Source organism: Streptococcus agalactiae (assembly GCF_949788565.1).
GTDB classification, from domain to species: domain Bacteria; phylum Bacillota; class Bacilli; order Lactobacillales; family Streptococcaceae; genus Streptococcus; species Streptococcus agalactiae.
In genome coordinates this window covers 908,105-933,082 of the sequence record NZ_OX460931.1, presented here as the reverse complement: position 1 = coordinate 933,082, position 24,978 = coordinate 908,105, and the positions used below count along the sequence as shown (strand labels likewise).

Here is a 24,978-nt window from a genome sequence, read left to right as displayed (position 1 = left end):
TCATGAACGAAATCAAATGCCCTCATTGTGAAACAGCTTTTGCCATCAACGAGTCTGAATACCATCAATTATTAGAACAAATTCGTGGAGATGCTTTTGACAAAGAAGTAAGTGAACGGTTGGAAAAAGAACGTCTAATATTAGGGGAGCAAGCAAAAAATCAATTACAGGAAGTTGTTGTAGAAAAAGACAAGGAGATAGCTAAACTTCAGTACAAAGTCAAACAATTTCTTATAGAAAAAGACAATCTTCTCAAAGACAATGAGTACCAACTCGCTGAGCAATTAAATCAAAAAGACATGATGCTTCGCGACCTTGAAAACCAAATCGATAGACTACGTTTAGAGCATGAAAATAGCTTGCAAGAGGCGCTAACAAAAGTCGAACGAGAAAGAGATGCAATACAAAATCAGTTGCACATTCAAGAAAAAGAAAAAGATTTAGCTTTAGCTTCAGTAAAAAGTGATTATGAAGTACAACTAAAGGCAGCCAATGAACAAGTAGAATTCTATAAAAACTTCAAAGCTCAACAGTCTACTAAAGCAGTAGGAGAAAGTTTAGAACATTATGCTGAAACAGAATTTAATAAAGTGCGACATTTGGCCTTTCCTAATGCTTATTTTGAGAAGGACAATACATTATCAAGTCGTGGCTCAAAGGGGGACTTTATCTATCGAGAAAAGGATGAAAATGACCTTGAGTTTTTAAGTATCATGTTTGAAATGAAAAATGAGTCTGATGATACTATCAAGAAGCATAAAAATGAAGATTTTTTCAAAGAATTAGATAAAGATCGTCGTGAAAAATCTTGCGAATATGCAGTTTTAGTAACTATGCTTGAAGCAGACAATGACTATTATAATACTGGAATTGTTGATGTTAGTCACAAATACCCTAAAATGTACGTTATACGTCCACAATTTTTTATCCAATTAATTGGTATTCTAAGAAATGCAGCACTCAATACCTTAAAATATAAACAAGAGCTTGCTTTGATGAAAGAACAGAATATTGACATCACACATTTTGAAGAAGATTTAGATATTTTCAAAAATGCATTTGCTAAAAATTATAATTCTGCAAGCAAAAATTTCCAGAAAGCAATCGATGAAATAGATAAATCTATTAAACGTATGGAAGCTGTTAAGGCTGCTTTAACAACGTCTGAAAATCAACTACGTCTTGCAAATAATAAATTAGACGATGTTTCTGTCAAGAAATTAACGAGAAAAAATCCAACAATGAAAGCAAAATTCGATGCTCTAAAAGACTAAGAGGTTATGATTATGAAGATTAGAACTGCAACACTAGACGATAGTGAAAAATTAGTCCCTTTGTATCAAGAATTAGGATACGCAATATCATTATCAGAGATTCAATCTATTTTAAAGGTTATTCTTATTCATTCAGATTATGGCTTTTTGATAGCTGAGGATAATGGCAAACTACTCGCCTTCGTTGGATATCATAAACTTTACTTTTTTGAAAAAAGTGGGACTTACTATCGGATTTTAGCACTAGTAGTTAATGAAGAACACCGTCGTAAAGGTATCGCTAGCCAACTTATTAATCACGTTAAACAGCTAGCTAAAACAGATGGAAGTGAAGTACTGGCTTTAAATAGCAGTTTAAAAGAATATCGTCAGGAAGCTTATCATTTTTATGAAAACCTAGGGTTCAAGAAGGTTAGTACAGGTTTTTCATACTATTTAGATTAGGTATAAATCCTTATAGTAATATACCAAAAGAGCGTAAGTTTTTACGCTCCTTTCTTTGTGTTACCGCTTATTTACTGATATAATATAAAACATGATTACAGGAATAATTAATTTAAAGAAAGAAGCTGGAATGACATCACACGATGCTGTATTCAAGCTTCGAAAGATACTACATACAAAAAAAATAGGACACGGCGGAACTCTTGATCCAGATGTTGTTGGGGTTTTACCAATTGCGGTTGGAAAAGCCACTCGTGTTATTGAATATATGACAGAAAGTGGCAAAATTTATGAAGGAGAAATCACTTTAGGATATGCCACAAGTACAGAAGATTCTAGTGGAGAGGTTATTTCAAGAACTCCACTAACTCAATCCGATCTTAGCGAGGATGTTGTGGATCATGCGATGAAAAGTTTTATCGGTCCAATTACACAAGTTCCTCCTATGTATTCAGCAGTTAAAGTAAATGGTAAAAAGCTCTATGAATATGCTCGTTCAGGAGAAGAAGTAGAGCGACCTAAACGACAAATAACAATTTCTGAATTTAGACGCACAAGCCCATTGTACTTCGAAAAAGGCATCTGCCGTTTTAGTTTCTACGTCTCATGCAGTAAAGGTACCTATGTTAGGACGTTAGCTGTTGATCTAGGAATAAAACTAGGATATGCTAGCCATATGTCTTTCCTAAAAAGAACTTCATCTGCAGGATTATCCATTACACAATCATTAACGCTTGAAGAAATTAATGAAAAATATAAGCAAGAAGATTTTTCATTTTTACTTCCAATTGAATATGGTGTTTTAGATCTCCCAAAAGTTAACCTAACTGAGGAAGATAAAGTTGAAATCTCATACGGACGTCGTATCTTATTAGAAAATGAAGCAGATACCTTAGCAGCTTTTTATGAAAATAGAGTTATCGCTATACTAGAAAAACGTGGCAACGAATTTAAACCACACAAAGTATTGTTATAAAGAAAGTCAATCATGAAAATCCATTACATTAATGATTATAAAGATATTCAAGCTAAAGAAGATTGCGTCTTAGTTTTGGGCTATTTTGATGGCTTACATCTGGGACACAAAGCCCTCTTTGATAAAGCTAAAAAAATCGCGACCGAAAAAAAATTGAAAATTGTCGTCTTAACGTTTAATGAGACACCTCGTCTAACCTTCGCTCGCTTCCAACCTGAATTATTGCTACATCTTACCTCTCCAGAAAAACGTTCTGAAAAATTTCAAGAGTATGGCGTCGATGAGTTATATTTAATGAATTTTACCAGCCATTTTTCAAAAGTATCTTCTGACCTTTTTATTAAGAAATATATTTATGGTCTCAGAGCAAAAGCTGCTGTTGTCGGTTTTGATTATAAGTTCGGTCATAATCGTACCAGTGGTGATTATCTAGCGCGTAATTTCAAGGGACCAGTCTATATTATTGATGAAATTTCTGAAGGTGGTGAAAAAATCTCTTCTACACGTATTCGTCAATTGATTACAGAAGGTAATGTTGAGAAAGCTAACCAACTTTTGGGTTATGAGTTTTCAACCTGTGGCATGGTAGTACATGGCGATGCTAGAGGACGAACTATAGGGTTCCCAACTGCTAATCTAGCTCCCATTAATCGCACTTACTTACCTGCAGACGGTGTTTATATTTCCAATGTTCTGATTAATGGAAAATATTATAGAGCGATGACGAGCATTGGAAAAAATATCACTTTTGGTGGTACAGAACTTCGTTTAGAAGCTAATATCTTTGATTTTGATGGCGACATTTATGGAGAAACTATTGAAATTTTCTGGTTAAAAAGAATCAGAGAAATGGTAAAGTTTAATGGTATTGACGATCTTGTAAAACAACTTAAAAAAGATAAAGAAATTGCTTTAAATTGGAAAAAAGATAGTCAAACTCTTTAATTTTTTGTATAATAGTCTCTAGTAAATACAAGAGGCGGTTATATGATTACCTTATTTTTATCACCCAGCTGTACTAGTTGCCGAAAAGCGCGTGCTTGGCTAAGTAAGCATGAGGTTGCTTTTGAAGAGCATAACATTATTACAAGTCCACTCAATAAAGAAGAACTATTACAAATTCTATCGTTTACAGAAAATGGTACAGAAGACATTATTTCCACACGTTCAAAAGTCTTTCAAAAACTTGCTATTGATGTAGACGAATTATCAACATCTTCATTAATGGAATTAATTTCAGAAAATCCAAGTCTTTTACGACGCCCAATTATTTTAGACAAAAAACGTATGCAGATTGGTTTTAATGAGGATGAAATTCGTGCCTTCTTACCGCGTGACTATCGTAAACAAGAACTGAAACAGGCCACTATTCGTGCTGAAATTGAGGGAAAACATGATTAGTAGTAATTATAGTTATCCTCTTGATCCTTCGTGGAATACGGAAGATATTACTAAGGTACTTCGCTTTTTAAATCAAGTTGAACACGCCTATGAAAATAGTGTTAAAGTTGATAATTTGCTAGATAGCTATAAAGAATTTAAAAAAGTTGTTAAATCCAAGGCGCAGGAAAAACAAATTGACCGTGAATTCCAGAGAACTAGCGGTTATTCCACTTATCAAGCTGTTAAAGCAGCACAACAACAAGCGAAAGGATTTATTTCACTTGGACGCTAAATTTGATTTCGCTAAACAATTAGTGTATAAAGCTGGTCAATTCATTAAATCTGAGATGCAAAATACTTTTGATGTTGAGGAAAAGTCTCGATTTGATGATTTAGTGACAAGTCTTGATAAAAAAACACAAAAATTATTAATTCAAGAAATTATTCAACATTACCCAGATGATAATATACTTGCCGAAGAGGATGATGTGCGCTCACCCATTGCTCAAGGTAATGTTTGGGTTTTAGACCCTATTGATGGAACCGTTAATTTTATTGTTCAAAAAGATAACTTTGCTGTTATGTTAGCTTATTACGAAGAAGGCGTTGGACAATTTGGTATCATCTACGACGTTATGGCTGATATTCTTTACAGCGGGGGAGGACATTTTGATGTCTATGCTAACGATAAAAAAATTGTTCCTTTTCAAGAGTGTCCTTTAGAACGTTGCTTACTTGGAGTAAATTCTGCTATGTATGCAGAAAATGATTGCGGTATTGCCCATTTAGCTTCTGAAACTTTAGGTGTTCGTATCTATGGTGGTGCTGGAATTAGCATGGCAAAAGTCATGCAGGGCAAATTATTAGCTTATTTTTCGTATATTCAACCTTGGGATTATGCTGCAGCAAAAATCATGGGGGAGACATTAGGATTTACCTTATTAACGCTTGATGGGGAAGAACCAAACTATTCAACAAGACAAAAAGTAATGTTCCTACCAAAGTCGAAATTAAATCTTATCCAATCCTACCTTACCAAAAAATAAACTTAAAACCTTCTAATTAAATAGAAGGTTTTTTTGCACGACCGTGATTATATAGTATAATAGAAACATGAAATTACCGAATGAATTTATTGAAAAATATCAGACTATACTTAAAGATGAAGCAGAAGCTTTTTTTGACAGTTTTGAACAAAAACCCATATCGGCATATCGCACCAATCCTCTCAAAGAAAAGCAACTTGATTTTCCAAATGCCATCCCAAGTACCCCTTGGGGGCATTATGGGAAAATATCAGGAAAATCCATAGAACACACAACTGGCCTTGTTTATTCTCAAGAACCTGCTGCTCAGATAGTTGCTCAGATTGCTGAACCACAAGAAGGAATGAAAGTGCTAGATTTAGCAGCTGCACCTGGTGGAAAAACAACACACCTTCTATCATATTTAAACAATACTGGTCTATTAGTTAGTAATGAAATTTCAAATAAACGTAGTAAAATTTTAGTCGAAAATGTCGAACGTTTTGGTGCTAGAAATGTTATCGTGACTAATGAAAGCTCCCAACGACTAGCCAAATGTTTTAATTCTTTTTTTGATCTTATTGTTTTTGACGGTCCGTGTTCTGGTGAGGGAATGTTCCGCAAAGACCCTCAAGCAATACAATATTGGCACAAAGATTACCCCACAGAATGTGCACAGTTACAAAGAGATATTTTAAAAGAAGCAATCAAAATGCTAGCTCGTGGTGGTATACTTGTATACTCTACTTGTACATGGTCACCAGAAGAGAACGAAGAAGTGGTTAATTGGCTCCTTCAAGAGTATGATTACTTAGAACTTGTTGATATTCCTAAACTAAATGGGATGGTTGAAGGGATTAATGTACCACAAGTTGCAAGGATGTACCCTCATCATTTTCAAGGTGAAGGACAATTCGTTGCAAAACTGAGAGATACTAGACCTAAGGAAGCACAGAAAATTAAGCCAAAAGCACAGAAAATAAATAAAATGCAGTTACAATTGTGGCAACAATTTGCACAAGACCATTTAAAGATAGACTTGAACGGTGTTTTAGATGTTTTCGGCGACCAACTCTATCTTCTACCTAATGGTCTCCCTGATTTGTCTAAATTAAAAATAGCACGCAATGGTCTCCATCTAGGCACTTTCAAGAAGAATCGTTTTGAGCCATCGTTTGCTTTAGGAATGGCACTTAGCGAACATGACCTAGTACAGTCTATTGAAATTGATATAGAACAGTTTGAGGTGTACGTATCTGGAAATGTAGTCAAACTAGACAAGACTGTTCCAAACGGTTGGTATCAAATTCTTGTAAAAGGCAATGGATTAGGTTTTGCAAAAGTGACAAATAATACTCTTAAAAATTATTACCCTAAAGGACTACGATTTCAGACATAACTGTTATTGAATACTTTTAATAAAAAAGGAAAAAGAAATACTTTTCAAACCCTAGAAACTTATGGTACTATGGGACAGTGATGTGTGTTTTTACTATTTGTAAATCATTAAACACTCAATGATTTTAGTAATATATATCAACTATTAAATATCAAAATTTATTCAAAAGAATAGGAAAATGAAAATGAAAAAAAACATTTTTTTGTTAACCTTGCTAGCCACCGTCTTATTGACGCTGTCTGGTTGTGCTAATTGGATTGATAAAGGTCAATCAATCACCAGCGTTGGTTCAACCGCCTTACAGCCACTTGTAGAAGCTGCAGCAGATGAGTTTGGTAAGACAAACCTCGGTAAGACTATCAATGTCCAAGGAGGAGGCTCAGGAACAGGCTTATCACAAGTACAGTCTGGAGCTGTTCAAATTGGTAATAGCGACTTATTTGCAGAAGAAAAAGATGGTATTGATGCTAAGAAATTGAAAGACCATCAAGTCGCAGTAGCTGGATTAGCTGTTATTGTTAATAAAAAAGTTAATGTTAAAAATCTAACCACCCACCAACTTCGTGATATTTTTGCAGGAAAAATTAAGAATTGGAAAGAAGTGGGAGGACAAGATTTAGATATTTCCATCATCAATCGAGCAGCAAGTTCTGGATCCCGTGCAACCTTCGATAATACTATTATGGGAAATGTTGCTCCTATTCAAAGCCAAGAACAAGATTCAAATGGTATGGTGAAATCAATTGTTTCTCAAACACCTGGTGCGATTTCATACCTCGCTTTTGCATACGTTGATAAATCTGTCGGAACATTAAAACTAAATGGTTTTGCGCCAACAGCTAAAAATGTTACTACCGACAACTGGAAACTTTGGTCATATGAACATATGTATACAAAAGGTAATGAAACAGGTCTAACAAAAGAATTCTTAGACTACATGAAGAGTGATAAAGTTCAAAGTAGTATCGTACAACATATGGGATACATCTCTATTAACGACATGAAAGTTGTTAAAGATGCCAAAGGTAAAGTAACCCCAAAATAAAACTTAATCACATCTAGATAAAGCATCTTGATCCTAGGAGGAATTATGAAAAATCAAGAATTAGCTAAAAAATTAACATCTCCTTCAAAAAACTCTCGATTAGAAAAATTTGGTAAAGGAATAACTTTTCTTTCGCTTGCCCTAATCGTCTTCATTGTTGCGATGATTTTGATTTTTGTTGCTCAAAAAGGACTATCTACATTTTTTGTTGATGGCGTTAAATTAACAGACTTCTTATTTAATACAAAATGGGAACCAAGTGCTAAGTCATTTGGTGCTCTTCCAATGATAGCTGGATCATTTATTGTTACTATTCTATCAGCTATCATTGCTACACCATTTGCTATCGGGGCTGCCGTATTTATGACTGAAATCTCACCTAAATATGGTTCTAAAATTTTACAACCTGCAGTTGAATTACTAGTTGGGATTCCTTCTGTTGTTTACGGTTTTATTGGTTTACAGATTATTGTTCCCTTCGTTCGCTCTATTTTTGGGGGAACAGGTTTTGGCATTTTATCTGGGGTCTGTGTCCTCTTCGTCATGATCCTACCAACTGTTACTTTCATGACAGTAGATAGCCTTAGAGCTGTGCCACGTCACTATAAAGAAGCAAGTTTAGCCATGGGGGCAACTCGTTGGCAAACAATTTGGCGTGTTATATTAAACGCTGCACGTCCAGGAATTTTCACTGCAATTGTTTTTGGTATGGCACGTGCATTTGGTGAAGCTCTAGCAATTCAGATGGTTGTCGGAAACTCTGCAATTTTACCAACATCATTGACAACACCAGCAGCAACATTAACGTCTGTTCTAACAATGGGTATTGGTAATACTGTAATGGGAACTGTACAAAACAATGTCCTCTGGTCGCTAGCCTTAGTACTTTTAATTATGAGTTTAGCATTTAATACAGTTATTAAATTAATTACAAGGGAAGGAAAGAAAAACTATGAACGCTAAAAAGGCTGACAAATTAGCAACTGCAATACTCTATAGTATTGCAGCTATCATCGTTACAATCCTCGCCTCTCTTTTAATTTTTATTCTTGTTCGCGGATTGCCACACGTATCTTGGTCATTTTTAACTGGGAAATCATCATCATATGAAGCAGGAGGCGGTATTGGAATACAATTATACAATTCCTTTTTCCTACTCATTGTTACTCTGATTATTTCTATTCCTCTATCTTTAGGAGCTGGAATATACCTCTCAGAATATGCTAAAAAAGGACGTTTAACAAACTTTGTTAGAACATGTATCGAAATTTTGTCATCTCTTCCTTCTGTTGTAGTTGGTCTGTTTGGTTACCTAATCTTCGTTGTTCAATTTCAATATGGCTTCTCAATTATCTCAGGTGCCTTAGCACTTACTGTTTTTAACTTACCCCAAATGACACGTAGTGTTGAAGATAGCCTTCAAAATGTACACCACACACAGCGTGAAGCAGGATTAGCCCTAGGTATTTCTCGTTGGGAAACGGTCATTTACGTCGTTGTCCCTGAAGCTCTGCCAAGTATTGTAACTGGTGTTGTGCTAGCTTCAGGACGTATTTTCGGTGAGGCAGCAGCACTTATTTATACAGCTGGTCAATCTGCTCCAGCACTTGATTGGTCAAATTGGAACGTCCTTAGTGTTACAAGTCCAATCTCAATTTTCCGTCAAGCAGAAACTTTAGCTGTTCATATTTGGAAAGTTAATAGCGAAGGGACAATCCCTGATGCAACACAAGTATCTGCCGGTAGCGCCGCAGTCTTATTGGTTGTTATTCTTATTTTCAACCTTTCAGCTCGCTCGATCGGTAAGAAACTTCATTCAAAATTAACCTCGTCTAATTAAAAGGAGTAGTAATGGCAGAATATAATTGGGACGAACGCCATATCATTACCTTCCCTGAAGAAAATTCAGCTCTCACCACAAAAGATTTACACGTTTACTACGGTGAGAAAGAAGCTATCAAGGGAATTGATATGCAATTTGAAAAAAATAAAATTACAGCCTTAATCGGCCCATCTGGATGTGGAAAATCAACATATCTTCGTAGCTTAAATCGTATGAACGATACGATTGATATTGCACGCGTGACTGGACAAATCATGTATGAAGGAATTGATGTTAACGCTCAAGATATCAATGTTTACGAGATGCGAAAACATATCGGAATGGTTTTCCAACGTCCAAACCCGTTTGCAAAATCAATTTATAAAAACATTACCTTTGCATATGAGCGTGCTGGTGTAAGAGATAAAAAATTCTTAGATGAAGTTGTCGAAACCTCACTAAAACAAGCTGCTCTATGGGATCAAGTAAAAGATGACCTTCATAAATCAGCATTCACTTTATCTGGCGGTCAACAGCAGCGATTATGTATTGCACGTGCTATCGCAGTTAAACCAGAAATTCTCTTAATGGATGAACCTGCTTCAGCACTCGATCCGATTGCAACTATGCAACTAGAAGAGACAATGTTTGAACTCAAGAAAAATTACACTATAATTATCGTAACACATAATATGCAACAAGCAGCACGTGCTAGTGATTATACTGCATTTTTCTATCTTGGAGACTTAATCGAATACGATAAAACGAATAACATTTTCCAAAATGCTAAATGTCAATCTACTAGCGATTATGTTTCTGGTCGATTTGGATAGTGAGGTAAAAGATGACACAACCTATTTTACAAGTCAGTGATTTGTCTGTTTACTATAATAAGAAAAAAGCTTTAAAAGAAGTCTCAATGGACTTCTATCCTAATGAAATTACAGCCTTAATTGGTCCGTCTGGTTCTGGAAAGTCAACACTCTTACGAGCTATTAACCGTATGGGAGACTTAAATCCTGAAGTCACTCTAACAGGAGCAGTGATGTATAACGGACATAATGTTTATAGCCCACGCACTGATACCGTAGAACTTCGTAAAGAAATTGGGATGGTTTTTCAGCAGCCTAATCCATTTCCTATGTCAGTATTTGAAAATGTTGTTTATGGTCTTAGACTCAAAGGAATAAAAGACAAAGCTACGTTAGATGAAGCCGTAGAGACTTCATTGAAGGGCGCGTCTATCTGGGACGAGGTCAAAGATAGATTACACGACTCTGCTCTTGGTTTATCTGGTGGTCAACAACAACGTGTTTGTATTGCCAGAACCCTTGCTACCAAGCCTAAAATTATCCTTCTAGATGAGCCAACCTCTGCACTTGACCCAATTTCTGCTGGTAAAATTGAAGAGACTTTACATGGTCTAAAAGATCAATATACCATGTTACTTGTTACACGTTCTATGCAGCAAGCCTCACGTATTTCTGATCGTACAGGTTTCTTCTTAGACGGTAACTTAATTGAATATGGCAATACAAAAGAAATGTTTATGAATCCTAAACATAAAGAAACTGAAGATTACATTACAGGTAAATTCGGTTAATACCATATAATAAGATCAGAAAGAGAATACAATATGTTAAGATCAAAATTTGATGAAGAATTAGATAAACTGCATAACCAATTCTATGCAATGGGAATTGAAGCTATCGGACAAATCAAAAAAACAGTTCGTGCTTTTGTCAGTCATGATCGAGAGTTAGCTAAAGAAGTGATAGAAGATGATGTAACGCTTAACAACTTTGAAACGAAGTTAGAGAAAAAATCATTGGAAATTATTGCACTCCAGCAGCCTGTATCACAAGACTTACGCACCGTTATTACCGTTTTAAAAGCTACTAGTGATGTTGAGCGTATGGGAGACCATGCAGCAGCAGTTGCAAAAGCAACCATCCGTATGAAGGGCGAGGAAAGAATACCAGCAGTAGAACTAGAAATCAATAATATGGGAAAAGCAGTTAAAAACATGCTTGAAGAAGCCTTAACAGCTTATATCAATGGTGATGATGAAAAAGCTTACGAAGTAGCAGCAATGGATGAAATAGTTGATGATTACTTCCGTGATATCCAAAAAATGGTAGTTGAAACAATTCAAAAGCATCCTGACGTAGCATTTGCCGCCAAAGAATACTTCCAAGTCTTGATGCACTTGGAGCGAATTGGGGATTATGGCAAAAATATCTGTGAATGGATTGTTTATTTAAAAACTGGAAAAATTATCGAGTTATGATATAATTATTGCTTGTAGAGTGGTAATTGTAAGTATAGTTCGTGCGATAGAAAAGCTGTAACTATCTTGTTACAGCTTTTCTATCTTTTCTAGCCCATACAGGACTAGTAATGTTTCAAATGTTTCTGAATTAGTTAGGAGTTATATGAAAACTGTAGAACATTTTGTTACCAAATTTGTCCCTGAAAACTATAACCTTTTCTTGGATATTAATCGTCAAACTAAAACCTTTTCAGGTAACGTTGCTGTGTCTGGCGAAGCCTTAGATAACAATATCTCTTTTCACCAAAAAGGGTTAACCATTAAATCTGTCCTATTAGATAATCAACCATTAGATTTCCAACTAGATGAAGACAATGAAGCTATGCATATTCAATTGCATGAAACTGGTAGCATGGTATTAGTCTTTGAATTCAGCGGTCACATTACCGATAATATGACAGGTATGTATCCATCTTACTATACAGTTAATGGCATCAAAAAAGAGGTTATCTCCACACAATTTGAAAGCCATTTTGCTCGTGAAGTATTCCCAAGTATTGACGAACCAGAAGCAAAAGCAACCTTTGATTTGAGCCTAAAATTCGATCAAAAAGAAGGAGAGATTGCTCTTTCAAATATGCCGGAAATCAATGCTGAACAACGTCAAGAAACAGGTTTATGGACATTTGACACCACACCTAAAATGTCATCATATTTATTAGCTTTTGCCTTAGGGGAATTGCATGGTAAAACAACACATACCAAAAACGGCACTCTTGTTGGCTCATATGCTACAAAAGCCCATCAGTTAAATGAATTAGATTTTTCTTTAGATATCGCTGTGCGTGTTATTGAGTTTTATGAGGACTACTTTGGTGTACGTTATCCTATTCCTCAGTCACTCCATGTTGCTCTACCTGATTTTTCTGCTGGAGCTATGGAAAATTGGGGATTAGTAACATATCGTGAAGTCTATCTTTTAGTAGATGAGAACTCTAGTGTTTCCAGCCGTCAGCAAGTAGCATTAGTTGTAGCACATGAAATAGCTCACCAGTGGTTTGGTAACCTCGTTACTATGAAATGGTGGGATGATTTATGGTTAAATGAATCATTTGCTAATATGATGGAATATGTATCAATTGATTATATTGAACCAAAACTTAATATATTTGAAGACTTTCAAACAGGTGGTCTACCATTAGCTCTTAAGCGTGATGCCACAGATGGCGTCCAATCTGTTCACGTTGAGGTCAATCATCCTGATGAAATTAACACACTTTTTGATCCAGCTATCGTTTATGCAAAAGGTAGCCGCCTCATGCACATGTTACGTCGCTGGTTAGGCGATACAGATTTTGCCGCAGGGCTAAAAATTTATTTTGAAAAACATCAATATCAAAATACCATTGGTCGTGACCTTTGGAATGCACTTTCTCAAGCCTCAGGAAAAGATGTTGCAGCTTTCATGGATTCTTGGTTAGAGCAACCAGGATACCCTGTGATGGCAGCTAAAATAGAAGAAGATGACCTCGTTTTAACTCAAAAACAATTCTTTATTGGTGAACACGAAGATAAGTCTCGCTTGTGGCAAATTCCTCTTAATAGTAATTGGGAAGGAATCCCAGAGATATTAACAGAGGAAACGGTAGTAATCCCCAATTTTAGTCAGTTAGCTGAAAAGAACAAAGAAAATGGTGCACTGCGTTTCAATACTGAAAATACTGCACATTACATTACTAACTATCAAGGTCAACTCTTAGAGCATATCATTTCTGATCTTCCTCTTATGGATAACATTTCTAAACTACAAATTGTACAAGAACGTCATTTACTTGCTGAAAGTGGTATGATTTCATACAGTAGTTTAATACCTTTAGTCTCTCTTTTGAGTCAAGAGACATCATATCTTGTTAACTCTGCTATTAAGAGTGTTATTGATGGTTTATCCTTATTCGTCCAGGAAGATAGCCAAGATGAATTCGACTTTAAAAAATTTGTTAATAAATTATCAGCATTTAATTTTAATAGACTTGGCTTTGAAAAAAGAGAAGGAGAAGGAGATGATAGCGAAATGGTCCGTCATCTATCCCTAAGCCTTGCTCTCTACTCAGATAATGAACATGCTATTGAAGAAGCTCACCATATTTTTAAAGCCCACGAAAATAATATCGCTGCTATACCAGCTGCAATTCGCCTGTTAGTTCTTACCAATGAAATGAAGCATTTCGAATCCAAAGAACTTAGCCACTTGTTATTAGAGACTTATAGTACTACTACCGATGGGAATTTCAAACGACAACTAGCGAGTGCTTTATCTCATACTACAGATAGCAAGACACTCAAGAAATTATTGTCAGATTGGAAAAATAAAGATATTGTGAAACCACAAGACTTAGCTATGAGTTGGTATGCTACTTTCCTTAAAAATTCTTTTACACAAGAAAGTGTCTGGGAGTGGGCCCAAGAAAACTGGGAATGGATCAAAGCAACTCTAGGTGGTGATATGAGTTTTGATAAATTTGTGATTTATCCCTCAAGTAGTTTCAAAACAGAAGAACGCCTTGAACAATATAAAAACTTTTTCGAGCCTCAATTAAGCGATATGGCGATTAGCCGTAATATTTCAATGGGAATTAAAGAAATTTCTGCTCGTGTCCTTTTAATCACGAAGCAAAAAGAAGAAGTTATCAATACTATCAAAAAATATACCTAATAAACTCAAATAGAGATTGATGGATTATTCAATCTCTATTTCTTTGTCTGTGTCATGAAATTAGTTGACATAAAACATACTTTATTTAGGATTTATTAAGCAAAGTTTGGTATTCTAATATTAATAGTTCAGATAAAATATGTACATCGAAAGGATATACTATGATAAAAATTTTATTAATTGAAGATGACTTGAGTCTTTCCAATTCCGTTTTTGATTTCCTTGATGACTTTGCCGATGTCATGCAAATTTTTGATGGAGAAGAGGGTCTTTACGAAGCCGAAAGTGGAGTCTATGATCTGATTCTTCTAGATCTCATGTTACCTGAAAAAAACGGCTTCCAAGTGTTGAAAGAGCTACGTGAAAAAGGTATTACAACCCCTGTATTAATAATGACCGCTAAAGAAAGCATTGATGATAAGGGACAAGGTTTCGACTTAGGTGCTGATGATTATCTAACAAAACCTTTTTACCTAGAAGAACTAAAAATGCGAATTCAGGCTCTTTTAAAGCGTTCTGGAAAATTTAATGATAACAGCCTAATTTATGGTGATATTCGCGTAGACATGTCTACTAACTCAACCTTTGTTAATCAAACAGAAGTTGAGCTCTTAGGTAAAGAGTTTGATCTTTTAGTCTATTTCCTTCAAAATCAAAATGTTATCTTACCGAAATCTCAAATCTTTGATCGTATTTGGGGATTTGATAGTGATACAACGATTTCAGTTGTAGAAGTTTATGTCTCTAAGGTTCGGAAAAAATTAAAAGGAACACTTTTTTCAGAAAACCTTCAAACTTTGCGTAGTGTAGGATATATTTTAAAGCATGTCGAAACCGATTAAGATAAGTAAATTCAAAAAAAATGTCTCAGATAGTCATTTTATCCATTTTTTCACAGTTTTTAGTGGTATTTTTCTGGTTATGACTGTTATCATCCTCCAAGTCATGCGCTATGGTGTTTATTCTTCTGTTGATAGTAGTTTAAAGTATATCAGTACCCATCCTAAAAATTACATCAATATGGTTATGTCACGTACCGCTGCCTACCTAGATAACTCCAATATCGCAAGTGTCAAGTTAAAACCCGGCGGTCAGACAGTAGCTAATACTGATATTATTCTTTTTACATCAGAAGAAGAAGTCATTAACTATTTTGACGCATTTTCAAACTATCAGTTTTTAAAACCTAATAAAAAAAATCTAGGTGGCATTAGTGAATTAACTTTAACCAACATCTTTGGTCAAGATGAGACATATCATGCTGTCACCGTAAAAGTTAATAACCCTGCTTATCCTAATGTGACTTACATGACAGCTATTGTTAATATTGATCAATTAGTAAATGCTAAAGAACGCTATGAAAAAATTATTATATTTGTCATGACTACTTTTTGGATTATTTCAATTGGAGCAAGTATCTACTTAGCTAAATGGGCACAAAAACCGATTATAGAAAACTACGAAAGACAGAAGGCTTTTGTCGAAAATGCTAGCCACGAGCTGCGTACTCCTCTAGCTGTCTTACAAAATCGCCTAGAAACGCTATTCAGAAAACCGAATGCCACCATTTTAGAAAATAGTGAAAATATCGCTTCAAGTCTAGATGAAGTACGAAATATGCGTATTTTAACCACTAATCTTTTAAACTTAGCAAGACGTGATGATGGAATCAAACCAGAATTAGCTGTTATTAAGCCTACACTTTTTGATAGTATCTTTGAGAATTATGATCTAATCGCCCAAGAGAATGGTAAAAATTTTACTGGACATAATATGATCCAAGATAGTTTCAAAACAGATAAGACACTGCTAAAACAACTCATGACTATTTTATTTGATAATGCTATAAAATATACTGACAATGATGGTAGCATTGACTTTACCATATCTGAAACTGATAAGTATCTCTTTTTAGAAATCGCTGATAATGGACCAGGAATTTCAGAGGAGGATAAAGTCAGAATTTTTGATCGTTTTTATCGTGTTGACAAAGCAAGAACACGACAACAAGGAGGGTTTGGCCTCGGCCTTTCTTTAGCTCAACAAATCGTTAACTCACTGCGAGGTAATATTACAGTAATTGATAATAAACCTAGAGGCAGTATTTTTAAGATAAAACTACCAAAAGTAAAAGGTTAGGCCATGTTAGTCCTAACCTTTTAAATTTTAAAGTGGTCTTGCATACTTGATATAGCAAGCTGATAGGAAATTTGGTATAATAAAAGCTATGGAAATTGAAAAAACAAATCGTATGAATGCCCTTTTTGAGTTTTATGCGGCATTATTAACAGATAAACAAATGAATTATATCGAGTTATACTACGCCGATGACTACAGCCTTGCTGAAATAGCTGAAGAATCCGGTGTTAGCCGACAAGCTGTCTATGATAATATCAAACGAACTGAAAAAATTCTTGAGGCGTACGAAATGAAACTACATATGTATTCAGATTATATTGTCCGTAGTCAGATTTTTGATGACATTCTAGAAAAATATACCGATGATGCCTTTTTACAAGAAAAAATTTCCATTCTAAGTAGCATTGATAATAGAGATTAAATGAGGAGAAATAATTTATGGCTTTCGAAAGTTTAACAGAGCGCCTGCAAGGAGTTTTTAAAAATATTCGTGGTAAGAAAAAGTTATCTGAAAAAGATGTGCAAGAAGTCACCAAGGAGATTCGTCTAGCTCTTTTAGAAGCTGACGTTGCTCTTCCAGTTGTTAAAACCTTTATTAAACATGTTCGTGAACGTGCTGTTGGACATGAAATCATTGATACACTAGATCCTACGCAACAAATTGTTAAGATTGTCAATGAAGAGCTAACAGATTTATTAGGGGCTGAGACCTCTGAAATTGAAAAATCCCCTAAAATTCCAACCATCATAATGATGGTTGGTCTACAAGGTGCTGGTAAAACAACTTTTGCCGGTAAGTTAGCAAACAAACTAATCAAAGAAGACAATGCTCGTCCTATGATGATAGCAGCTGATATTTATCGACCAGCTGCTATTGATCAGTTAAAAACCCTTGGTAGCCAGATTAATGTTCCTGTCTTTGATATGGGAACTAACCATTCAGCAGTTGAGATTGTCACTAAAGGTTTAGAACAGGCTCGTGAAAATCGTAATGACTATGTTCTTATTGATACAGCCGGACGCCTACAAATTGATGCAACCCTTATGCAGGAATTGCATGATGTCAAAGCCATAGCTCAACCTAATGAAATACTCCTTGTCGTTGACAGCATGATTGGACAGGAAGCTGCAAATGTCGCTGAAGAATTTAACCGTCAGCTCAGCATTAGTGGTGTTGTTCTGACAAAGATTGACGGTGATACACGCGGTGGTGCTGCCCTTTCAGTACGCGAAATTACTGGAAAACCAATTAAATTTACAGGAACAGGGGAAAAAATCACTGATATTGAAACTTTCCATCCCGATCGTATGGCAAGCCGTATATTGGGGATGGGAGACCTGCTAACACTTATTGAGCGCGCTAGTCAAGAATACGACGAAAAACGTTCAATGGAATTAGCGGAGAAAATGCGTGAAAACACCTTTGACTTCAACGATTTTATTGATCAATTAGATCAAGTTCAAAATATGGGGCCAATGGAAGATCTCCTTAAAATGCTTCCAGGAATGGCTAACAATCCAGCAATGAAAAACTTCAAAGTGGATGAAAACGAAATTGCTCGCAAAAGAGCCATTGTGTCATCAATGACTCCAGAAGAGAGAGAAAATCCAAATCTCCTCAATCCAAGTCGTAGACGTCGTATTGCTGCTGGATCAGGTAATACTTTCGTTGATGTTAATAAATTCATTAAAGATTTTAACCAGGCAAAACAAATGATGCAAGGCGTGATGTCCGGTGATATGAATAAAATGATGAAAAAAATGGGAATTGATCCTAATAACCTCCCTAAAGATATGCCTGGAATGGACGGAATGGATATGTCTAATTTAGAAGGTATGATGGGGCAAAATGGCATGCCTGACTTATCTAGTTTAGGTGGCGATATGGACTTCAGCCAAATGTTTGGTGGTGGCTTAAAAGGAAAAGTAGGAGCCTTTGCAGCTAAACAATCAATGAAACGTATGGCTAATAAAATGAAGAAAGCTAAGAAGAAACGCAAATAAAAATGTCTATTTAAATAGACATTTTTATTTTTGTCTGCTATAATAGACAAAAAGGTGGTGATATTTATGTATTTAGCATTAATCGGTGATATCATTAATTCAAAACAGATACTTGAACGTGAAACTTTCCAACAGTCTTTTCAGCAACTAATGACCGAACTATCTGATGTATATGGTGAAGAGCTGATTTCTCCATTCACTATTACAGCTGGTGATGAATTTCAAGCTTTATTGAAACCATCAAAAAAGGTATTTCAAATTATTGACCATATTCAACTAGCTCTAAAACCTGTTAATGTAAGGTTCGGCCTCGGTACAGGAAACATTATAACATCCATCAATTCAAATGAAAGTATCGGTGCTGATGGTCCTGCCTACTGGCATGCTCGCTCAGCTATTAATCATATACATGATAAAAATGATTATGGAACAGTTCAAGTAGCTATTTGCCTTGATGATGAAGACCAAAACCTTGAATTAACACTAAATAGTCTCATTTCAGCTGGTGATTTTATCAAGTCAAAATGGACTACTAACCATTTTCAAATGCTTGAGCACTTAATACTTCAAGATAATTATCAAGAACAATTTCAACATCAAAAGTTAGCCCAATTGGAAAATATTGAACCTAGTGCGCTGACTAAACGCCTTAAAGCAAGCGGTCTGAAGATTTACTTAAGAACGAGAACACAGGCAGCCGATCTATTAGTTAAAAGTTGCACTCAAACTAAAGGGGGGAGCTATGATTTCTGATTTTTTAAGGGATAATCCAATCCTAACTTTATTATTTTGCGCACATTTTTTAGCTGACTTTCAGTGGCAAAGTCAATCCTTAGCAGATAGTAAATCACATAGTTGGAGGGGACTCTGGAGACATCTCTTGATTGTTTTCCTCCCCTTAGCAGCTTTAATGATATTGATACCAGAAACTACTTTATTAAATTTAAGCATATGGGGAAGCCATATTGTTATTGATAGTATAAAGAAATTGAGTTACCCTTGGGTAGAGGAAGGACATTTCCAAAAAGAAGCTTTTACTATAGACCAACTAGCCCACTATACTTGCATTATCGTTTTTTACCATGCGCTTCCTACATATTTACCGCCTAATCATTGGCTTTTGCCTATCAAGCACTTTATTGTCATAGCTCTGGTTTTTATCATTATCACCAAACCCATTAATATTGTGTTTAAAGTTTTCTTTAATAAATTTCAAGCTAAAGAATTATCATCATTATTAACACAAGAAAAAACAAAAATAATGAAAGAAAAATCTGAAGATCATGAAGAAACAATTGAAGGAGCAGGAGCTATGATTGGTAATTTAGAGCGTCTAATTATGGCTATATTACTAATCTCAGGACAGTATGCTGCTATAGGTCTTGTTTTTACTGCAAAATCCATTGCACGTTACGATAAAATTTCTAAAAGTCAGGTTTTTGCCGAATATTATTTAATTGGATCATTATTCTCAATTATAAGTGTTTTGATAACTCATTGGTTACTTTTGGTATAGAAAAGCGCTAGAAATATCCTAACGCTTTTCTTTTATTCTGTCTTATAAGCATAAGTAAAATCAACATTCAAACCAGTTGAATTTCTTACCAACCCTTTTAATTTAGAATTTTGGAGCCCTTTTTTCCCTAGGTAATAAACTGGGTTATAATATGATTGATCAAATAAAGCTTTTTCAGCAGTTTTGTAATCATTAGCGGCATCTCCTGGTTTCAAGGCGTCAGTAGTAATTGCCTTTTGATAGGCATTGTCATACTCTTTAGAAGAAAATTTACCATAATTATACGCAGAATTAGTCGTGAATAACCCATAGAAAGTTGATCCTTCTGGATAATCTCCTCCCCATGAGAAGAGCACGACATCAAAATTTTCATTTTTTGCATCTTCAAGGCGTTGCTTGAAAGTAACGAATTTTTCTTCAACAGTTAGACCAGGCAAAGCACTCTCCCATGTAGATTTCACATAGTCAACAGCATTTTTAGCTGCTGGAGAGTCCGAATCGGCTGTGATTGTTAACTTGAGAGATGACTGACCAACCTCAGCAAGACCTTCTTTGAAAAGTTTTTGAGCTTTACTTGTATTATACGTATAACCTGGGGCAGTATACTTGGAAAGATCCTCACCATTAGGTAATTTGGCTAATTTTTTAGGGACCAGAGATTCAGCAGGAGTTGAACCTGTATCAACTGCCGCTTTAACAACACCTTTACGATCAGTCGCTAAATTCAAAGCTTGCCTAATTTTCTGATTTGTCAATGCTTTAACCGAACCAGTTTGGTTATAAATAATATATGTAGTACGTGCATCAGACGCATCTACTACATCTTTATTATTTTTATTAGCTTGATAAATAGCAGAAGTTCCTGATATTTCAGCAAAATCAATCTGACCTTGCTTGTACATTTGAACTGCAGTATCTGGTTTTTTGATAGTTTGAACTATGACACTATTTGTTTTAACATGTTTAGAATCCCAATAATATTTATTTTTGACTAATTTAAATTTACCATTTGAACCATTCCAATCCTTAACAAGGTAAGGACCTGAGTAAATTTGATTTTTTGATGTTGTACCATAATCTTTACCAACTTTTTCAACATACGATTGTTTCTGAGGCATAAAATTAGAGAAGGCTAAATAATATTTAAATTGAGGGCATGGACTTGTCAATTTAAAGGTCACTTGATTGCCTTTAGCTGTTACACCAAGTTTATTTAAATCTTTAATATCTCCAGAATTAATCTTATCAGCATTTAAAAGGTGCGATTCTGTCGCCAAGTAAGCATATTCAGATGCAGTTTTAGGATCAACTATTCTCCGCCATGTGTAAACAAAATCTTCAGCGCTTAGTTTGCTTCTATCTGACCATTTTAAATTATCACGAAGTGTAGCAGTATAAGTAAGACCATCAGAAGAAACGGATACTTTTTTAGCTAAATCGGGTTTTGGTTTGCCCTCTTTATCAATTCTAAGTAAATTGCTGCCTGAATTACCTATAGCTAAGTTTGAATAAGCATCTGTATTCTTTGAAATGTCCAATGTACTGATTTCAGTAGGAACATACCAATTAATAACTTTATTATCTCCAGAGTTCTTTGACTCATTACCACAGGCAACTAGGGTAACTGTGGTGGCTGTTAGAGTCGCCAAAGATATACCCAAAAACTTAAGTTTTTTTCTATTAAAACTAGACATAATACCAGTCCTCCTAAACCTTCTATAAAGATATAGGACATATTATATCATAAAATTTCAAGAAAGAAAGGAATATTTCAAATTTTCTGATTTTTATAAGGCGTAGTAGATCTAATATTGAGAAAACTAGTATAATTTTAAAGTAGAATTTAACTTTGATTATTAACTTGCAAATATAATTAAATAATTGAGTACCCTTTATTACCTTTTCAGATACCGATAAAATCAATGAAATTATGAATCAGTTTTCTCAAAATACTCTGTCTTTACTATAACAAACATGTTAAATGATAATAAGTAATACTGATCATCATAAAGAATGGCTATTTGATGTACTTACCGAATGAATTCCTGTTTTTAACTTTTAAACTTTCCGAAAAACTATAATTTTCTTGAAAGTTATGCTAGGGTATGATATACTTCTATTTATAGATATAACGGAGATTTTATTATGAAACGTGAATTACTACTCGAAAAAATCGATGAACTAAAAGAAATTATGCCTTGGTATGTTCTAGAATATTATCAATCAAAGCTTTCTGTTCCTTATAGTTTCACAACACTCTACGAATATTTAAAAGAATATAGACGTTTTTTTGAATGGTTATTGGATTCTGGTGTTGCTAATTGTCATCATATTGCAGAAATTGAGCTTTCAGTTTTAGAAAACCTTACTAAAAAAGATATGGAAGCTTTTATACTATATTTACGAGAACGCCCTTTATTAAATGCTAACACAAGGCAAAATGGGGTGTCTCAAACCACCATTAACAGAACTCTATCTGCCTTATCTAGTCTTTTCAAATACCTTACTGAAGAGGTTGAGAATGCTGACGGGGAGCCTTACTTTTATCGCAATGTCATGAAAAAACTCTCAACCAAAAAGAAAAAGGAAACTTTAGCTTCTCGGGCAGAAAATATTAAACAAAAGTTATTTTTGGGCAATGAAACGATAGAATTCTTAGAGTATATAAATTGTGAATATCAAAACAAACTTTCCAAACGTGCTTTAGCTTTTTTCAACAAAAATAAAGAGAGAGATTTAGCTATTATTGCTTTGCTACTAGCTTCAGGAGTGCGTCTATCTGAGGCAGTAAACTTAGATTTAAAGGATATTAACCTTAATGTAATGGTTATTGATGTCACACGAAAAGGGGGGAAAAGGGACTCTGTCAATGTCGCTAGCTTTGCGAAGCCCTACCTTGCTAATTATTTAGACATCCGTAAAAATAGATACAAAGCAGAAAATCAGGACATTGCTCTATTTTTATCAGAATACCGTGGGGTGCCAAATCGTATTGATGCTTCAAGTGTAGAGAAAATGGTTGCTAAGTATTCCCAGGATTTTAAGGTTCGTGTAACACCTCATAAACTAAGGCATACTCTTGCTACTAGGCTATATGATGCTACAAAATCTCAAGTATTAGTTAGTCACCAACTAGGTCATGCTTCCACTCAAGTTACTGACCTATATACCCATATTGTTAACGATGAACAAAAGAACGCTTTAGACAAACTCTAGTAACATAAATAAAGTTATGTAAATGTTTTATTTTACATAACTTTATTTATGTATAAAAACAGCAGTCCCATAATTAATTTTGCTATCCACCGAAATGGACAAATTCAGACTAGATAAGACTTCTTTTGTCATATATAACCCCATGCCTGTTGCCTTTTGGTGCTCATGACCGTTGTAACCCGTAAAGCCATCTTCAAAAAGTCTAGGGATATCTTCTTCGAGTATTCCGATACCATAATCTTGTATTCTAATACTTTCTTCTCCTATACTTATTATTATCTTTGACTCAGGATTAGAATATTTTATGGCATTATCTAGCACCTGTGAAAGAGCAAAAGTTAACCACTTTTTGTCTGTTTTCCAGATATTATCGCCTTCAATTATGATAGATAAGTTTTTGGATAGACAAATGACCTTATACGATTTTATAATTTCTACTACTACTTCTCTAAGGCTAACAGCTTCAAAACGAAAATCGTCACGATATTGTCTAAATTTCAAAAATGCTAACAACGTTTCAAGATAATGTTGCAATTTCAATAATTGTTGTTCAACTTCCTTAGGATCGAGATGATTTGTCTGGGCCATTAATGAAATAGCTGCCAATGGAACTTTCATTTGGTGCGACCACATCTTTATCATAAGTGCAACATGATTGGTTTGTTCAATTGTTTCAGAAACTTTTTGTGCTTCTCTAGCTTCTAATTGTGTAATAATATTAAAATAAGCATAATCACTCGGTTGAAGTTCGAAAGAGGGGTCCTGACTACTATTAAAATATTTGAGATGTAACATTTTTTTCCTGTAATGACTGTATTGCCAAATACTAATTCCTAGTAAAACAATAACATTTAAACCTAAGGAATTAAACAAATAGGGCATTGGTAAATGATATAGATAGAAACTAATAAAAAATAGGACAAACATCATGATATATAAAATATACCAAATCAAGTGTTCTCTTAAAAACTGGCGTATCATTGTAGTAAATACCCTACTCCTCTCACTGTATGAATGTAATCAAAACCTATTGGGACAATTTTTTTACGTAAGCGTGTCATATTAACATTAAGTGTATTTTGATCAATAAAACTATCATTTTCCCAAAGTTTCTCTAATAGAGACTCTTTTGAGACTACTTGTTTAGGATGCATGAGCAAGATAGATAGGATTTTATTTTCTGTTGGCGATAAAATAACCTCTTTATCTTGGCTAGACAATAACCCTTCTCTTGTCAACGTAAATCCCCCAAAAGTTAATTCCTGTTGGATAAATTGTTGACTTCTCCTTAAAATAGCAGTTAGCTTAGCATCTAATACAGCTAGAGAGAATGGTTTTGAAATAAAGTCATCACCCCCCATATTTAATGCCATAACCATATCCATTTCATCATTACTAGATGAAATGAAAATAATAGGAATTGTTAAAAACTTACGCAATTCTGCAGTCCAGTAAAAACCATTAAAATAGGGTAACGTAATATCCATTAGTATCAAATCGGGTTGAAATGCGATAATTTCTTGTTTCACATCACGAAAATTGCTGACACTAGAGACATGATAGCTAGCTGATAAATGGCCTTTTAAAAGTGACACAATCGTCATATCATCTTCTACAATATAAATTTTTCCTTGATCTTGTGACATATCCCCTCCTAAAATAGTACGAAATCTCTTTCTTTCATTTAGTATAACAAATTTTTTAGTCTATCGGTTTCTATTAATGCAAAAGGATTGGTAAAATAACCAAT

The 24,978-nt window shown here is 34.7% G+C and carries 25 protein-coding genes; 22 read left to right on the top strand and 3 right to left on the bottom strand.

The genetic code is table 11. The features are described from left to right. Positions 1 to 2: 2 nt before the first annotated feature. The 21 genes from QOR44_RS04795 to QOR44_RS04695 all read left to right on the top strand — a co-directional run bounded on the left by QOR44_RS04795 (position 3) and on the right by QOR44_RS04695 (position 20,012). Positions 3 to 1,274, top strand: coding sequence for a DUF2130 domain-containing protein (locus tag QOR44_RS04795; RefSeq protein WP_001002576.1), 1,272 nt, complete (start codon positions 3 to 5; stop codon positions 1,272 to 1,274). Between the two features lie 12 nt (positions 1,275 to 1,286). Continuing rightward, entirely contained in the window at positions 1,287 to 1,718 is a 432-nt protein-coding gene (locus QOR44_RS04790) for a GNAT family N-acetyltransferase (RefSeq protein WP_000702700.1), read from the top strand. A gap of 91 nt (positions 1,719 to 1,809) precedes the next feature. Then, the gene (truB, locus tag QOR44_RS04785) at positions 1,810 to 2,694 is read left to right on the top strand and encodes a tRNA pseudouridine(55) synthase TruB (protein WP_001883507.1); all 885 of its coding nucleotides are present in this window, start codon (positions 1,810 to 1,812) and stop codon (positions 2,692 to 2,694) included. A 12-nt stretch (positions 2,695 to 2,706) separates the two neighbouring features. Then, a complete protein-coding gene (locus QOR44_RS04780; protein ID WP_000690918.1) occupies positions 2,707 to 3,639 on the top strand; it encodes a bifunctional riboflavin kinase/FAD synthetase in 933 nt (310 codons plus the stop codon). Positions 3,640 to 3,681: 42 nt separating this feature from the next. After that, positions 3,682 to 4,095 (top strand): Spx/MgsR family RNA polymerase-binding regulatory protein, encoded by a 414-nt coding sequence (locus QOR44_RS04775; RefSeq protein ID WP_000631264.1) that lies wholly within the window; start codon positions 3,682 to 3,684, stop codon positions 4,093 to 4,095. Then, positions 4,088 to 4,369: a UPF0223 family protein gene (locus QOR44_RS04770; protein ID WP_000625908.1), complete on the top strand. Its 282-nt coding sequence runs from the start codon at positions 4,088 to 4,090 to the stop codon at positions 4,367 to 4,369. The genes QOR44_RS04775 and QOR44_RS04770 overlap by 8 nt, the downstream gene beginning before the upstream one ends. Continuing rightward, positions 4,359 to 5,123 (top strand): inositol monophosphatase family protein, encoded by a 765-nt coding sequence (locus QOR44_RS04765; RefSeq protein ID WP_000338948.1) that lies wholly within the window; start codon positions 4,359 to 4,361, stop codon positions 5,121 to 5,123. The genes QOR44_RS04770 and QOR44_RS04765 overlap by 11 nt, the downstream gene beginning before the upstream one ends. A 67-nt stretch (positions 5,124 to 5,190) precedes the next feature. After that, complete coding sequence (locus tag QOR44_RS04760) at positions 5,191 to 6,501, top strand: RsmF rRNA methyltransferase first C-terminal domain-containing protein (RefSeq protein ID WP_000775409.1); 1,311 nt, start codon at positions 5,191 to 5,193, stop codon at positions 6,499 to 6,501. 178 nt (positions 6,502 to 6,679) lie between these two features. Further along, entirely contained in the window at positions 6,680 to 7,546 is an 867-nt protein-coding gene (locus QOR44_RS04755) for a phosphate ABC transporter substrate-binding protein PstS family protein (protein ID WP_017647148.1), read from the top strand. Between the two features lie 45 nt (positions 7,547 to 7,591). Next, positions 7,592 to 8,509, top strand: a complete 918-nt coding sequence (pstC, locus tag QOR44_RS04750; protein ID WP_000795717.1) for a phosphate ABC transporter permease subunit PstC — start codon at positions 7,592 to 7,594, stop codon at positions 8,507 to 8,509. Further along, positions 8,499 to 9,386 (top strand): phosphate ABC transporter permease PstA, encoded by an 888-nt coding sequence (gene pstA, locus QOR44_RS04745; RefSeq protein ID WP_000992187.1) that lies wholly within the window; start codon positions 8,499 to 8,501, stop codon positions 9,384 to 9,386. The genes pstC and pstA overlap by 11 nt, the downstream gene beginning before the upstream one ends. An 11-nt stretch (positions 9,387 to 9,397) precedes the next feature. Continuing rightward, entirely contained in the window at positions 9,398 to 10,201 is an 804-nt protein-coding gene (pstB, locus tag QOR44_RS04740) for a phosphate ABC transporter ATP-binding protein PstB (RefSeq protein ID WP_000852852.1), read from the top strand. Positions 10,202 to 10,212: 11 nt separating this feature from the next. Then, positions 10,213 to 10,971, top strand: a complete 759-nt coding sequence (gene pstB, locus QOR44_RS04735) for a phosphate ABC transporter ATP-binding protein PstB (protein WP_000193363.1) — start codon at positions 10,213 to 10,215, stop codon at positions 10,969 to 10,971. Positions 10,972 to 11,004: 33 nt separating this feature from the next. Continuing rightward, complete coding sequence (phoU, locus tag QOR44_RS04730) at positions 11,005 to 11,658, top strand: phosphate signaling complex protein PhoU (RefSeq protein ID WP_000946330.1); 654 nt, start codon at positions 11,005 to 11,007, stop codon at positions 11,656 to 11,658. Between the two features lie 145 nt (positions 11,659 to 11,803). After that, positions 11,804 to 14,353 (top strand): M1 family metallopeptidase, encoded by a 2,550-nt coding sequence (locus QOR44_RS04725; protein ID WP_000859375.1) that lies wholly within the window; start codon positions 11,804 to 11,806, stop codon positions 14,351 to 14,353. Positions 14,354 to 14,514: 161 nt separating this feature from the next. Beyond that, positions 14,515 to 15,195 (top strand): response regulator transcription factor, encoded by a 681-nt coding sequence (locus QOR44_RS04720; protein WP_000590620.1) that lies wholly within the window; start codon positions 14,515 to 14,517, stop codon positions 15,193 to 15,195. Then, positions 15,179 to 16,492 carry a sensor histidine kinase gene (locus QOR44_RS04715; RefSeq protein WP_000042576.1) on the top strand — a complete coding sequence of 438 codons (1,314 nt, stop codon included), beginning with the start codon at positions 15,179 to 15,181 and terminating at the stop codon, positions 16,490 to 16,492. Before QOR44_RS04720 ends, QOR44_RS04715 begins: the two co-directional genes overlap by 17 nt. A gap of 88 nt (positions 16,493 to 16,580) precedes the next feature. Then, positions 16,581 to 16,913, top strand: a complete 333-nt coding sequence (locus QOR44_RS04710) for a putative DNA-binding protein (RefSeq protein WP_000402075.1) — start codon at positions 16,581 to 16,583, stop codon at positions 16,911 to 16,913. 17 nt (positions 16,914 to 16,930) lie between these two features. Beyond that, entirely contained in the window at positions 16,931 to 18,496 is a 1,566-nt protein-coding gene (gene ffh / locus QOR44_RS04705) for a signal recognition particle protein (RefSeq protein ID WP_000863591.1), read from the top strand. Positions 18,497 to 18,562: 66 nt separating this feature from the next. Next, positions 18,563 to 19,249 (top strand): SatD family protein, encoded by a 687-nt coding sequence (locus QOR44_RS04700; protein ID WP_000280308.1) that lies wholly within the window; start codon positions 18,563 to 18,565, stop codon positions 19,247 to 19,249. Further along, entirely contained in the window at positions 19,239 to 20,012 is a 774-nt protein-coding gene (locus QOR44_RS04695) for a DUF3307 domain-containing protein (RefSeq protein WP_000622403.1), read from the top strand. The genes QOR44_RS04700 and QOR44_RS04695 overlap by 11 nt, the downstream gene beginning before the upstream one ends. Before the next feature lie 32 nt (positions 20,013 to 20,044). Here the strand turns inward: QOR44_RS04695 and QOR44_RS04690 are convergent, their stop codons facing one another. Then, positions 20,045 to 21,706 (bottom strand): peptide ABC transporter substrate-binding protein, encoded by a 1,662-nt coding sequence (locus QOR44_RS04690; RefSeq protein ID WP_141444591.1) that lies wholly within the window; start codon positions 21,704 to 21,706, stop codon positions 20,045 to 20,047. A 451-nt stretch (positions 21,707 to 22,157) separates the two neighbouring features. On the opposite strand from QOR44_RS04690, the gene xerS reads away from it, so the two are divergent. Continuing rightward, positions 22,158 to 23,228, top strand: a complete 1,071-nt coding sequence (gene xerS, locus QOR44_RS04685) for a tyrosine recombinase XerS (protein ID WP_000817926.1) — start codon at positions 22,158 to 22,160, stop codon at positions 23,226 to 23,228. A gap of 42 nt (positions 23,229 to 23,270) precedes the next feature. On the opposite strand, the gene QOR44_RS04680 is transcribed toward xerS, so the two are convergent. Continuing rightward, positions 23,271 to 24,209: a sensor histidine kinase gene (locus QOR44_RS04680; protein WP_000620977.1), complete on the bottom strand. Its 939-nt coding sequence runs from the start codon at positions 24,207 to 24,209 to the stop codon at positions 23,271 to 23,273. Continuing rightward, positions 24,206 to 24,874 carry a response regulator transcription factor gene (locus QOR44_RS04675; protein WP_000076365.1) on the bottom strand — a complete coding sequence of 223 codons (669 nt, stop codon included), beginning with the start codon at positions 24,872 to 24,874 and terminating at the stop codon, positions 24,206 to 24,208. The genes QOR44_RS04680 and QOR44_RS04675 overlap by 4 nt, the downstream gene beginning before the upstream one ends. Positions 24,875 to 24,978: the final 104 nt, after the last annotated feature.

Excerpts from the sequence above, each read along its gene's own strand:
- QOR44_RS04795 (WP_001002576.1), top strand. The coding sequence starts at position 3 with ATGAACGAAATCAAATGCCCTCATTGTGAAACAGCTTTTGCCATCAAC.
- QOR44_RS04790 (WP_000702700.1), top strand. The coding sequence starts at position 1,287 with ATGAAGATTAGAACTGCAACACTAGACGATAGTGAAAAATTAGTCCCT.
- truB (WP_001883507.1), top strand. The coding sequence starts at position 1,810 with ATGATTACAGGAATAATTAATTTAAAGAAAGAAGCTGGAATGACATCA.
- QOR44_RS04780 (WP_000690918.1), top strand. The coding sequence starts at position 2,707 with ATGAAAATCCATTACATTAATGATTATAAAGATATTCAAGCTAAAGAA.
- QOR44_RS04775 (WP_000631264.1), top strand. The coding sequence starts at position 3,682 with ATGATTACCTTATTTTTATCACCCAGCTGTACTAGTTGCCGAAAAGCG.
- QOR44_RS04770 (WP_000625908.1), top strand. The coding sequence starts at position 4,088 with ATGATTAGTAGTAATTATAGTTATCCTCTTGATCCTTCGTGGAATACG.
- QOR44_RS04760 (WP_000775409.1), top strand. The coding sequence starts at position 5,191 with ATGAAATTACCGAATGAATTTATTGAAAAATATCAGACTATACTTAAA.
- QOR44_RS04755 (WP_017647148.1), top strand. The coding sequence starts at position 6,680 with ATGAAAATGAAAAAAAACATTTTTTTGTTAACCTTGCTAGCCACCGTC.
- pstC (WP_000795717.1), top strand. The coding sequence starts at position 7,592 with ATGAAAAATCAAGAATTAGCTAAAAAATTAACATCTCCTTCAAAAAAC.
- pstA (WP_000992187.1), top strand. The coding sequence starts at position 8,499 with ATGAACGCTAAAAAGGCTGACAAATTAGCAACTGCAATACTCTATAGT.
- pstB (WP_000852852.1), top strand. The coding sequence starts at position 9,398 with ATGGCAGAATATAATTGGGACGAACGCCATATCATTACCTTCCCTGAA.
- pstB (WP_000193363.1), top strand. The coding sequence starts at position 10,213 with ATGACACAACCTATTTTACAAGTCAGTGATTTGTCTGTTTACTATAAT.
- phoU (WP_000946330.1), top strand. The coding sequence starts at position 11,005 with ATGTTAAGATCAAAATTTGATGAAGAATTAGATAAACTGCATAACCAA.
- QOR44_RS04725 (WP_000859375.1), top strand. The coding sequence starts at position 11,804 with ATGAAAACTGTAGAACATTTTGTTACCAAATTTGTCCCTGAAAACTAT.
- QOR44_RS04720 (WP_000590620.1), top strand. The coding sequence starts at position 14,515 with ATGATAAAAATTTTATTAATTGAAGATGACTTGAGTCTTTCCAATTCC.
- QOR44_RS04715 (WP_000042576.1), top strand. The coding sequence starts at position 15,179 with ATGTCGAAACCGATTAAGATAAGTAAATTCAAAAAAAATGTCTCAGAT.
- QOR44_RS04710 (WP_000402075.1), top strand. The coding sequence starts at position 16,581 with ATGGAAATTGAAAAAACAAATCGTATGAATGCCCTTTTTGAGTTTTAT.
- ffh (WP_000863591.1), top strand. The coding sequence starts at position 16,931 with ATGGCTTTCGAAAGTTTAACAGAGCGCCTGCAAGGAGTTTTTAAAAAT.
- QOR44_RS04700 (WP_000280308.1), top strand. The coding sequence starts at position 18,563 with ATGTATTTAGCATTAATCGGTGATATCATTAATTCAAAACAGATACTT.
- QOR44_RS04695 (WP_000622403.1), top strand. The coding sequence starts at position 19,239 with ATGATTTCTGATTTTTTAAGGGATAATCCAATCCTAACTTTATTATTT.
- QOR44_RS04690 (WP_141444591.1), bottom strand. The coding sequence starts at position 21,706 with ATGTCTAGTTTTAATAGAAAAAAACTTAAGTTTTTGGGTATATCTTTG.
- xerS (WP_000817926.1), top strand. The coding sequence starts at position 22,158 with ATGAAACGTGAATTACTACTCGAAAAAATCGATGAACTAAAAGAAATT.
- QOR44_RS04680 (WP_000620977.1), bottom strand. The coding sequence starts at position 24,209 with ATGATACGCCAGTTTTTAAGAGAACACTTGATTTGGTATATTTTATAT.
- QOR44_RS04675 (WP_000076365.1), bottom strand. The coding sequence starts at position 24,874 with ATGTCACAAGATCAAGGAAAAATTTATATTGTAGAAGATGATATGACG.